Origin of the sequence: Mangrovimonas xylaniphaga, from assembly GCF_001280435.1 — a bacterium.
Classification (GTDB): domain Bacteria; phylum Bacteroidota; class Bacteroidia; order Flavobacteriales; family Flavobacteriaceae; genus Mangrovimonas_A; species Mangrovimonas_A xylaniphaga.
Genome location: NZ_LBIP01000013.1, coordinates 1,867,216 through 1,879,086, shown reverse-complemented (window position 1 = coordinate 1,879,086; position 11,871 = coordinate 1,867,216). Strand labels below are relative to the sequence as shown.

Here is an 11,871-nt window from a genome sequence, read left to right as displayed (position 1 = left end):
AACGGTATGCTCTCTTGAAAATTGTCGATTACAGGAAGCCTCAAAGTGTTTAGCTAATCGGTTATGGCCATAGTAGCCAAACTCAAAGACACCCCTTCAATATTCAACAATACTTGGGCACAGGCTTCCACAGTAGCACCGGTGGTTATAATATCGTCTACCAACAACAAGTGTTTTCCGGTTAATTTGTGCTTTCCTGCAATTTTAAACGTAGAAGTATCGGTCTCCAAGCGTCTCAATCTGTCCTTGAATACTTGTGTATTGGTGGGTGCTTGTTTCTGTAGAACTTCTGTATTGAAAGGTATTTGTAAAGCAGTTGCTATTTCTTGACCAAATTTGTGCACTTGGTTAAAGCCCCGCTTTCGCATCTTAGCCTTATGAATGGGGACAGGCACAACCAAGTCTATATTTTGATAGGCCTCCAAACTTTTAAGTTCCTCTCCTAGCCATTTTCCTAAAAACGTCCCAACCTCCTCTTGACCGCGATATTTTAAGTTGTGTAATATTTGCTGAACAATCCCTTTTTTGGAGAAATGCAGTAAAGAAGTTGCTTGTTGCAAAGGCACTCTTCCATAGAGCACATTTTTAACACGCTCATCTCCATCGAAATGAAAATTTGTAAGAGGTAACTGATGCCGGCATTCCAAACAAATACAGGCTTCATTATCACCCAAATGGTCATTACAACCCATACAAACCTTCGGAAAGAATAAGTTTAACAAATTTTTCATCACTTCATCGATAAAAATAATATAATCTTAACATTAAACTATATTTTGGAAGCGATAAATAGCGAATTAATAATGATAGTTAACCCTCAATTTTTTAACTACAGATTAATTATTGGTTCATTAATTATTGCTTTAGCTGTTTTAACTGTTTACAGTTTTACAAGTCACCAATCCATTAGAGCTAACGAGCAATTTTTAGAGAGTGAAAAACACTTAATGGAAAACGAACTATCTCAAATGATCTTGAGATACGACGACATTATAGGATCCAATAATTTAATGTCCTCTCAAGTAAAAGAGGCTAAAAGAAATGCAGAACTTACCTTAGATTCTCTTCGAGTCCTTCGCAGCGACCTATCTGTCATCTCTAAATTCAAACACCAGGTTACCCTGTTAAAAACCAGAAACGATCACCTGTTCAGGGCCATCGATTCTCTTAAGGATGCCAATTTGTTACTGCAGCGTGAAAAGCTGCTAGCCTATAATGAGCTAAAGAAAGAGCGCAGTACCAACAACAGCCTGAAGAAGGAAAATAAAATTTTGAGTGACCACATTAAAAAAGGTTCCCTGCTAACCGCCAACTCTTTTGAAGCCAAAGCCTACAAAAGCTTTTTGGGAAGAAACAAAGAGACTCAAAAAGCTACAAAGGCCGACCGGATAGAAGTAAACTTCACTCTAGCTGAAAATGCACTGGCCGAAGAAGGCGAAAAGGAACTGTACATTCAAATTGTAAACCCTCAAAACAATGTGTTAGCCGATAAAGGCTCAACCTTCTTTGGGGATTCCTCATTAATTTACAGTACCAAAAAAACCGTCAACTATCACGGTGACGTTATGGACATTACCGTCGATATTGAACCTAACAATAATGAAAAACCACTTTCAAAAGGCACCTATTTTGTGAATGTCTTTCACAAAGACAGAAAACTGGGAGCCACGCAAGTTACGTTACAATAATCCTTAAATATATTTTAAAAAACCGCTCCCATAATCAGAGCGGTTTTTTATTTTTGCAGCATGGCAAATCAAGACGATCAATTTAAAAAAGTAATATCGCACGCAAAGGAGTACGGATATATATTTCAAAGCAGTGAAATATATGACGGATTGAGTGCTGTTTACGACTACGCACAAAATGGTGCTGAACTAAAGAAAAATATACGCGACTATTGGTGGAAAGCCATGGTACAGATGCATGAAAACATTGTAGGTATTGATGCCGCAATTTTTATGCACCCTACAACCTGGAAAGCGTCTGGGCACGTCGATGCCTTTAACGACCCATTGATAGACAATAAAGATTCTAAAAAACGATACAGAGCCGATGTTTTAATTGAAGACTATTGCGCTAAAATAGAGGCTAAAATCGACAAGGAAGTGGCCAAGGCTGCAAAACGTTTTGGAGAAGCTTTCAACAAAGAAGAATTTGTCTCTACCAACGCTAGAGTTTTAGGATACCAAGAGAAAATCAACAGCATCTTGTCACGCATGGCAAAATCTTTGGAAAACGAAGATTTGGCAGATGTTAAAGCCCTGATTGAAGAACTGGAAATTGCAGATCCACTAACAGGTTCCAAAAACTGGACCGATGTGAAGCAATTCAACCTTATGTTCGGGACCAAGCTTGGTGCTTCGGCAGAAAACGCGATGGATTTGTATTTGCGTCCAGAAACAGCTCAAGGGATTTTCGTTAACTTCCTAAACGTTCAAAAAACGGGCCGCATGAAGATTCCTTTCGGAATTGCGCAGACTGGAAAAGCGTTTAGAAATGAAATTGTAGCAAGACAGTTCATCTTCAGAATGCGTGAGTTTGAACAAATGGAAATGCAATTTTTCATCAAACCGGGCACTCAAAAAGAATGGTTCGACCACTGGAAAGAAGTTCGTTTGAAATGGCATTTGTCCTTAGGCCTTGGAGCTGACAACTACCGTTACCATGACCACGAGAAATTAGCGCATTATGCCGATGCTGCTACCGATATAGAATTCAAGTTCCCATTCGGATTTAAGGAATTGGAAGGGATCCATTCCCGTACAGATTTCGACTTGAAACAGCACGAAGAGTTTTCTGGTAAAAAACTTCAATATTTCGATCCTGAAGAAAACGCCAGCTACACACCTTACGTATTGGAAACCTCCATAGGTTTGGACCGTATGTTCTTGGCCGTGTTCTCAAATGCTTTAGAAGAAGAAGAGTTAGAGAACAATACTACTAGAACAGTATTGAAATTACCTGCGGTTTTAGCACCTACGAAAGCAGCTATTTTGCCATTGGTGAAGAAAGACGGTTTACCAGAAGTTGCAAGACAAATTGTTGAAGACTTGAAATGGGATTTCAATGTGGTATACGATGAAAAGGATGCCGTTGGAAGACGTTACAGAAGACAGGACGCCTTAGGAACACCATTTTGTATTACTGTAGACCACGACACCTTGGAAGACCAAACGGTTACCATCCGTCACAGAGATACAATGGAGCAAAAGCGTGTGAAAATTGAGGAATTAAGAGATCTCATCAAACAGGAGGTTGATGTTAAAAATTGGTTGATGAAAATGTAAATTTCACCTCCATTATAGAATAAAAAAATCCCAACCGAATGGTTGGGATTTTTTTATTAAAAATACGCTTTCAATTGAACCGTCCCTGTATGGATGGTTTTAGAGGTTTCAGTTTTACGTCCAAAATAGTTAAGATTAAGATCTAAAAATTTGGTCAGCTTCTTTTGAGCCAAAAGCGTCCAAGTAAAGTTCTTCCCTGGCTGCAAACCTTCCAAAATTTGATATGACACTGGTGTATTCAGATTTCCTTCAAAAGTATTTTGGAACATATTCAACTCTCCAGTTAAAGATACCTTTTGGGCCTTGTTATAAGTAAATGACAGCCCGTAATTGTTTTGCGCCAACGTTTCCATTCCACCAATAGCATTTTCTTTGGTCGTGTATTGATAAAATACATCAAATCGAGCATTTTCATTAAATAAATAGGATAGTTTTGGATGACACCGTACCTCCTCAATCTCATAATTTCTACTAGAATAATTTTCACTTAAACTTTCATTGGTCCCCACACTATTCTGAAAATTAAACAACCAACTCTTGGCAAACTTATGGTTAAAGTTGAGCTGATGGCTTTTCAATTTATTCTCCTGAAATCCAATAGACAGCACCGTCCTATTTCGGTTATTCAAAAAAGTGTATGAAGTTGTATAACGCTGCTTGCCACGATTAAAAAACAATACATTCCGGATACTTTGGCTCAAGGCCAAAAGATCATCCTCTTCCGTTACAAATGGATTCAAATTGAACTCACCGCCCTCCCTTCTGTTTTTTCCATCTATTAAAAAGGAAGTCTGATTGTAGAAATGAGACAGAAACTTCTTTGTTCCCTTCTCCTCAACAGACCATTGCGCAGGATTTAAGGTCAAGGTCTGGCTCAATCTGTTTTGATGAGTCTTTACAAATACTTGGTTTGGCAACAACACCCTGATGAATTCACCTTCATCCTGAAACTGGGCTATTTCAAATTCGTTGAGTTCCTGCACCCCATTGTCGTTATAATCAATCCACTTGTAACTTCCCTGGCCAGGCTCCACTTCTACATAGGTAAAGTCTTGTTGAGGCAAAGTCCCCGAGTTGGTTTCATAAATGGTATTCCAAAGCACGATTTGGTTAAACAGCTTTTGATTGAACACCACCCTTGAATTTAAAGATTGTTCATCTTCAACCTCAGCATCGACCGATTTTAAATTCCTGTAATTTACATACACCCCAAGGTTGGTATTGCTATTTTGTATGAGTTTGGATTTCAAATAGTATGTATTGGAATGGCTCACCTTAGTAATTCTGTTTTCCCTTAAACTATCATTGACACGATGTTTATAGCCCAACTCCACAAACACTCCTGTACTGTCCCCAACCCCAGTAAAAACTTCATAAGCTGTAAAACGCTGACTCAAATTAGTAAGCTCATCCGTAGCACGTTCACGTTGCTCATTATCTTCTATGGCGAATTTAGCTCCCACCCATTGCTTTTTAAAACTATAGGTAAATCGGTTAAAACTTCTTAAAAACGTAGAAGTCGTCAAACTACTCCTATTATCCAAAAAGCTAGAATTTGAATAAATACTCCACCTATTCAAATACAAGTTGGCAAAAACATTATGCTTATTGCCATTAAAGTTTTCATAGAAGTTGAGATGTTCAAACCTATAATTGGCCGTCCCTTTTTTAGAGTGCAACAATTCCGCCCCGGCAGTCAATAGACTTTGATTGCCCAAAGGATCTTCTAAATTCCAGTCTCTATTAAATTCAGCGTAGTACAACCGCTGAATGGTCTTAAAATTCTTTTGGATGATATCCCCGTCCACAAATACATTTAGGTTCCACAAACTATCTGTTTTCACCAAAGCCTGTTTCACTTTCAACTTCGCTGCAAAACCATCATTATTACCATCGTCCAAAGTAGAAAATAGGTTTTCATCATTTTTACTCCCAGCTACTTCAAAATAAATATCGGTTTTATCCGTAGGCTGATAGGAAGCATTTACCACCGCCAATTGCAATTTGGTAGGCGCTATCAGCTTTACAACAGGCTCATAATTTCCTTGTGGCACACCATTTATCGGTGCAACGTATTCATAAATATTAGAGATAGCATCGCTGCTCACCAAAATATAATTGCCCTGATTGTCGCCAACCAAAGTAAACTTCACGCTGTACAACTCATCATCAGGATTACTTGAAAATACATAAATTTCTTCTCCATCAACAATCTCCTTCCTGTAGAGAATTCTGTTCTCGCTATAGGTTTCAGGAATGGCGGAAGGTGCCACCATCAATGAATTATCGTCTCCTGCGTTGGATAAAATTTCCTTTTGATCATCGGACAAGTTTTGCTGCAACGGTTGATTTTTTGCATCCACTTCGGAATAGACAGAAGCTCCTATTTTGAGCTTTTCGGTTTCGTGAGCACCACCTCCAAACACTATAAATCTGGAATAATTGCGGTCACTAAATTGATAATCGACCGTGATACGCATTTCCGAAGTAATAGGATAGGTAGAATTGAAAATAATCTCTCCCGCATTGTAATCTATGATATAATCCTTGTTTTCGCCTCGCTCCACAGGTACTCCATTCACATACACTGTTTCACTTCCAGACACGATCAACACAAACAACTCATTATTGGGGCCACGCAATTTATAAGGTCCTTGATTTCCTTCTTCTGCCGTAAATTTACTCGTGGTAAACTGCCCTCTCACCAAAGCTCCCGACGCAAATAGATTGGTTTTGGAGTTAGGATGTTCCAAATTAGCATTTACCAAAAGCCCTTGCACCCGCTTACTAAAATTCCCAAAATAGGTATTGGTCGTACCTAAATCGATATCTCCCGCCCTGATGTTCCATCGGTCGCTCATCAGTTCAATAAACACCTGATCAAATTCATCCAAACGTTGGGAATAGCCACTTTCCTGCAGAGGAATATTGGCATCTTGAATGGAAGCCCTAAGCGACACTTTATCACTCAATTTTCCAGAAATCTGCAAATCCAATTCACTATTCAACACAGAATTCTGGTTGTTTCCAATAGTCACACCACGAGAAATACTTCCTGAAGTAGACAATCCTTCAAAAGGCGTAAATGTTTTCTCCACAGTAGACTGCTGCAGTTTGTACAGACGCTGCATATCTTTGGTATCTTCAACGATGATTTTGTCATCCAACTGAAAATAACGCCGTGTCATAAAATCAGGGAACCGCAAATAGTCTACAACAATAGTATCCGTTTCAATTGGCTTTTTAAACACCAATAAGGCTTTTGAAAAATCTATGGAATAAAAGGACGAATCTACAGGAATGTTCAGTTTGGTTTTCACCAAAAACCTACTGGAATTAATACTCACCGTATCAATTTGAACAGTATCGCGAACCGCCAGTTTTTTAGTCCTGTAATGTGACGGAAGTTCCTGTGCAAATGCACAAAACGACAGGAACAAACATATTACACTTAGCGGTATTCTCATTACGGGATTTAAACTTCCTTTTCAGGAGATGTCAAACTTTGGTCTTACATATCACCTTTAAGACCGTAGTATTTCATCTGATACTAAAACTTCATAAGATAAAAATTATTTTATCGTTAAAAGCTCCATAAAATAATGGCGTAAAAGTACTGTATTATTTATTTTAGCTGAAATTTGCCGTTTCTTAAATCGCATCTGTACAAAACAGAACAAATGGCAGCATTCTATTTAATTTACAATCATATATGAAAATCATTTCTTACAATGTCAATGGCATCAGGGCAGCTATTAACAAAGGATTTATGGACTGGCTCAAAAGTGCAAATCCCGATGTTATCTGCCTTCAAGAAATAAAGGCTATGGAAAGTCAATTGGACCTCGATCTTTTTGCCGAAGCGGGCTATACTCACAACTACTGGTTCAGTGCGCAAAAAAAAGGCTATAGTGGCGTTGCCATTTTAAGTAAAATTGAACCCGACCATGTTGAATATGGCACGGGAATTGAGTCTATGGATTTTGAAGGTCGCAACCTGAGAGCTGACTTTAATGGGGTTTCTGTAATGAGCATGTATTTGCCTTCAGGAACCAATGACGATAGATTAGCCCACAAATTTGAATATATGAACATGATTCATGAGTATTTAGACAACTTGCGTGAAACCCACCCAAACCTAATTGTATGTGGCGATTACAATATTTGTCATGAAGAAATCGATATCCACAACCCTAAAATGAAGGGAGTTTCCGGGTTTTTACCAGAAGAACGCGAATGGTTGGGACAGTTTATCGATAGCGGATTTATAGATGCCTTCAGACATTTGCACCCCGAAAAACAAGAATACACTTGGTGGAGCTATAGAGCCAATTCCAGAGCCAATAATAAAGGCTGGCGTTTGGACTACAGCATGGTAACCGAGCCTTTACAAGAAAAAATAAAAAGAAGCGTTATCCTGTCAGAAGCAGTTCATAGCGACCACTGTCCAATTTTATTGGAAATAGAAGCTTAAACCAAATTTTATTACTAAACAACATTTAAAAATTTATCCCGTATGCTTAAAAAAATTTCAGTTGTTGCCCTTTCACTTATGTTGGCCACTTCCTGTGTTTCCAAAAAGATCTACACCGATTTGGAAGACAAATATGCCGAATTGAAAAAGGAGAATCGCGATTTGGCTGACCAAAACAGCAGCCTTTCGGAAAACTTGAACAAGACCAAAAACGATCTTGACAGATTACAAAAAGAATATGATGCTGCTGTGGCACAGCGTGACGCCTTAAAAAGTGACTACGAAGCTACCAAGGCCAACTTATCCAACTTGAAGTCGTCTTACGACGCCCTTGAGAAAAACAGTTCTTCGGAAATTGCAAAGAACGCACAGAAAAACCGCGAGCTTTTAGCGCAATTGGAAGCCAAAGAACAAGCTTTGGCCAATGAAAATGCCCGTTTGGAGAAACTAAAGCAAGAATTAGAAGCCCGCTCACAACGTGTGGCAGAATTGGAGCGTGTGATTGCTTCCAAAGATGCAGCCATGGGGCAACTTAAGGATGCCATTTCCAAAGCCTTGACCAACTTTGAAGGCAAAGGATTAACCGTTGAGCAACGTGGTGGAAAAGTTTACATTTCTATGGAGAATAAATTGTTATTCCAATCTGGAAGCTGGGCCGTAGGTGCCAATGGTAAAGAAGCCGTTCAGCAGTTGGGTAGCGTTTTGGCGGAAAATCCAGATATTGCTATTTTAATTGAAGGCCATACAGATGATGTTCCCTACCAAGGTAATGGTCAGTTAAGCGGAAACTGGGATTTGTCAACCAAACGTGCCACAGCCATTGTAAACATTTTAAGAGAAAACCCTTCCATCAATCCTGAAAACTTGACGGCTGCCGGCCGTGGAGAATTTGCACCAATAGCTTCCAATGATTCTGCAGAAGGGAGAGCTAAAAACAGACGTATAGAAGTGATTCTAACACCTAAATTGGACGAAATATCGAAACTGTTGGAGGATATCTAAACCAATAACATTAACATACTTTTAAAACCTTTCCATGCTTAGCGCGGAAAGGTTTTTTTTATCTTTAACCTTCTTTTTTTCGAATACAAAACAGCAACATACAATGATATACACCACATTACCACATACCGATATAAAAGTTAGTAAAATTTGTTTAGGCACCATGACTTGGGGCAACCAAAACACCCAAGAAGAAGGTTTTGCCCAAATGGACATGGCTTTGGATAAAGGCATCAATTTCTTTGACACTGCCGAAATGTATCCAGTACCTGCGAGCCCTGAAACCCAAGGGTCCACAAGTAAGATTATAGGCAATTGGTTAAAGGAACGGGGAAATCGCGACAAAGTGATTATTGCCAGTAAAATTGTAGGCCGCCCTAGTGATTATACGGCTCATATTAGAACTACGGGACTTCAAGGGGATTCCATTGAAGAAGCCGTAAATAATGAATTAAAACGTCTTCAAACGGATTATATAGACCTGTATCAAATTCACTGGCCGGAACGTGAGACGAACACCTTTGGAACTCGTGATTACAAACACAATCCCAATGATGCATGGGAAGACAACTTTAAGGAAGTGCTTCATAAATTGGATCTTCAAATTAAAGCTGGAAAAATTCGGCATATTGGTTTAAGCAATGAAAAGGCTTGGGGAACCATGCGCTTTTTGGAAGAATCCAAAAAGAACAGCTTACCAAGAATGAAAACCATTCAAAATGCCTACTCTCTTTTAAACAGAACTTTTGAAGGCGATTTGGCAGAAATCTCCATGCGGGAAAATATTGGCTTATTGGCCTATTCACCAATGGCTTTTGGAGTCTTGTCTGGAAAGTATATCAAAGGCACGGCAGCAGACAATGCTAGATTAAAACTATTCCCTAGATTCTCTAGATATAGCAGCGAACAATGTACCGAAGCCACCAAACGCTACCTAGAAATTGCTGAAGATAACAATATGACATTGGCACAAATGTCTTTGGCTTTTGTAACCCAACAACCTTTTGTAACCAGTAATATTATAGGCGCTACCAGCCTAGAACAACTTGAAGAAAATATCGGAAGTATTCATGTAACCTTAAATGATGATCTTTTAAAAGCTATCAATGACGTGCATACAGCAATGCCAAATCCTGCAACCTAGTTACCCAATATAGCAGTACTTAAACAAAAATAGTCTGAGCAAGTTCTCAGGCTATTTTTTTTGCACCCATACCGCCTTTGTTTAAATGAAAGTTAATTAGTAATAATTGAAAGATTACTCTGTATAAAAGTTAACTCCTTTTTATACATTCGCTTTTTTAAAATTTCAACCATGACAAAAAACCTACTTTTTAGCCTAGCCCTGTTAGGCACACTTTCTCTTAAAGCACAAACAACTACAATACCCGATCCTAAATTTGAGCAAGCCTTGATATCCTTAGGTTATGATGATATTATCGACGGCCAGGTAAACACTAGCGCCATTGGCGCCATAACAAGTTTGGATGTATCGTCAAGAGGTATTCAAGATTTAACTGGTATTGAAGATTTTATTGCCTTGGAAGAATTGAATTGCTCCAAGAATAAATTACCAAGTTTGGATTTTAGCAACAATACAGAACTCAAAAAATTGGACTGTAGTTTTAATGAGTCCTACGGGGTATACTTATTAACCAACTTAGACATAAGTGCCAATATAGCATTGGAAGAACTGAATTGCTCTCGGAATGCATTAACAAATTTAGATATAAGTAATAATATCGCTTTGGTAAGTTTAAACTGCTCTAAAAATAATTTGGCAAACTTAAATTTTAGTGCAAATATAGGTTTAACTGAATTAAATTGTGGAGAGAATGACCTAACTACCATTGATGTAAGCCCACTCACAGCATTAACTATTTTAAACTGTAGTTTGAATAACTTAACAAGTTTGGACATAAATGCCAACACAGCTTTAACATCATTAAGCTGTTCATATAATAATTTAACTAGCATTGATGTAAGCCTCCACACAGCATTAACTAGTCTAAACTGTAATGAGACTAATTTAACAAGTTTGGACCTTAGCAATAATCCATTATTAACCGAACTAAGGTGTTCTTTTAATGCCCTAACAAACTTAGATTTAAGCAACAATAATCAATTAGAGTTAATAATCTGTTCTCATAATGAGTTAACAAGTTTAGATGTAAGCAGCAAACCTCAATTATATTTTTTATGGGTACAAAACAACTCATTAACTAACTTAAACCTAAAAAACGGTAATAATGAAGCCTTTGTTATTAATGGTGGCATACCCTACATAAACATTTCAAACAATCCAGATTTATTCTGTGTAGAAGTAGATGATGCAGCTTATAGCACTACCAACTGGACTGTAAAAGATGAGCAAACCATTTACAGCGAGGAAGCCTGCCAAGTTTATGTGCCAGATGATAATTTTGAACAAGCTTTAATAGATTTAGGTTACGACTCTGTACTAGATGACTATGTGTTATTAACCAATATTAACACCATCACAAACCTTGACGTATCTTCAAAAGAAATTGAAGATTTAACAGGTATAGAAGCTTTTGAAGCCTTGGAAATCTTGAACTGTAATAACAACTCGCTAACAAGTTTAGACATGAGTGCTAACTCTGCTCTAACTTCATTTTCATGTAACACCAATAATTTAACGAGCTTAAATCTTCAATTTGGTATTAATATAGCTGCAGGGCGCTCTTCATTAAACACAACTATTGATATTACCAACAACCCAGATTTAACTTGTGTAGAAGTAGACAATGTAGACTATAGCAATGCCAACTGGACAATTAAAGATCCTCAAACTAATTACAGCCTAAGCTGTTCTGGAACGCTTTCTAATGAAGCCATAGAACTTAAAAATATAGAAATATACCCTAATCCTAGTTCCGGTGTATTCTATGTAAAAGTAAACGAAGCCGCCACTTACAGCGTTTTAAGTGTTACCGGACAAACCTTAAAACAAGGTTCATTAAACCAAGGACACCAAACTATAGATTTATCAATTTTGGAAAAAAGCCTATACTTCTTAAAAATTGATACTTCAAAAGGAAGTTTTACAAAACAATTGATTATAAAGTAAAAGAGAAACATTCC

At 37.9% G+C, this 11,871-nt stretch carries 8 protein-coding genes; 6 read left to right on the top strand and 2 right to left on the bottom strand.

Annotated elements, in window-relative coordinates; all coding sequences use genetic code 11:
- Positions 1-53 precede the first annotated feature (53 nt).
- Entirely contained in the window at positions 54-731 is a 678-nt protein-coding gene (locus ZA06_RS08230; RefSeq protein WP_053976886.1) for a ComF family protein, read from the bottom strand.
- 72 nt (positions 732-803) lie between these two features.
- Between ZA06_RS08230 and ZA06_RS08225 the strand changes: the two genes are divergently transcribed.
- Together ZA06_RS08225 and ZA06_RS08220 are read left to right on the top strand one after the other, a co-directional pair.
- The gene (locus ZA06_RS08225) at positions 804-1,688 is read left to right on the top strand and encodes a hypothetical protein (protein ID WP_053976885.1); all 885 of its coding nucleotides are present in this window, start codon (positions 804-806) and stop codon (positions 1,686-1,688) included.
- 60 nt (positions 1,689-1,748) lie between these two features.
- On the top strand, positions 1,749-3,290 hold the full coding sequence (locus ZA06_RS08220) for a glycine--tRNA ligase (RefSeq protein WP_053976884.1): 1,542 nt from the start codon (positions 1,749-1,751) through the stop codon (positions 3,288-3,290).
- 56 nt (positions 3,291-3,346) lie between these two features.
- Here ZA06_RS08220 and ZA06_RS08215 read toward each other — a convergent pair whose 3' ends face one another.
- On the bottom strand, positions 3,347-6,757 hold the full coding sequence (locus tag ZA06_RS08215) for a hypothetical protein (RefSeq protein WP_053976883.1): 3,411 nt from the start codon (positions 6,755-6,757) through the stop codon (positions 3,347-3,349).
- A gap of 245 nt (positions 6,758-7,002) precedes the next feature.
- On the opposite strand from ZA06_RS08215, the gene ZA06_RS08210 reads away from it, so the two are divergent.
- The 4 genes from ZA06_RS08210 to ZA06_RS08195 all read left to right on the top strand — a co-directional run bounded on the left by ZA06_RS08210 (position 7,003) and on the right by ZA06_RS08195 (position 11,857).
- A complete protein-coding gene (locus ZA06_RS08210; RefSeq protein WP_053976882.1) occupies positions 7,003-7,764 on the top strand; it encodes an exodeoxyribonuclease III in 762 nt (253 codons plus the stop codon).
- A gap of 42 nt (positions 7,765-7,806) precedes the next feature.
- Positions 7,807-8,766, top strand: coding sequence for an OmpA/MotB family protein (locus tag ZA06_RS08205; protein WP_053976881.1), 960 nt, complete (start codon positions 7,807-7,809; stop codon positions 8,764-8,766).
- Positions 8,767-8,869: 103 nt separating this feature from the next.
- Positions 8,870-9,910 (top strand): aldo/keto reductase, encoded by a 1,041-nt coding sequence (locus ZA06_RS08200; RefSeq protein ID WP_053976880.1) that lies wholly within the window; start codon positions 8,870-8,872, stop codon positions 9,908-9,910.
- A 171-nt stretch (positions 9,911-10,081) separates the two neighbouring features.
- Positions 10,082-11,857 (top strand): T9SS type A sorting domain-containing protein, encoded by a 1,776-nt coding sequence (locus tag ZA06_RS08195; RefSeq protein ID WP_053976879.1) that lies wholly within the window; start codon positions 10,082-10,084, stop codon positions 11,855-11,857.
- The last annotated feature ends 14 nt before the right edge of the window (positions 11,858-11,871 follow it).

Bases quoted from the DNA above. Each gene is read 5' to 3' on its own strand.
- ZA06_RS08230 (WP_053976886.1), bottom strand. From the start codon at position 731: ATGAAAAATTTGTTAAACTTATTCTTTCCGAAGGTTTGTATGGGTTGT.
- ZA06_RS08225 (WP_053976885.1), top strand. From the start codon at position 804: ATGATAGTTAACCCTCAATTTTTTAACTACAGATTAATTATTGGTTCA.
- ZA06_RS08220 (WP_053976884.1), top strand. From the start codon at position 1,749: ATGGCAAATCAAGACGATCAATTTAAAAAAGTAATATCGCACGCAAAG.
- ZA06_RS08215 (WP_053976883.1), bottom strand. From the start codon at position 6,757: ATGAGAATACCGCTAAGTGTAATATGTTTGTTCCTGTCGTTTTGTGCA.
- ZA06_RS08210 (WP_053976882.1), top strand. From the start codon at position 7,003: ATGAAAATCATTTCTTACAATGTCAATGGCATCAGGGCAGCTATTAAC.
- ZA06_RS08205 (WP_053976881.1), top strand. From the start codon at position 7,807: ATGCTTAAAAAAATTTCAGTTGTTGCCCTTTCACTTATGTTGGCCACT.
- ZA06_RS08200 (WP_053976880.1), top strand. From the start codon at position 8,870: ATGATATACACCACATTACCACATACCGATATAAAAGTTAGTAAAATT.
- ZA06_RS08195 (WP_053976879.1), top strand. From the start codon at position 10,082: ATGACAAAAAACCTACTTTTTAGCCTAGCCCTGTTAGGCACACTTTCT.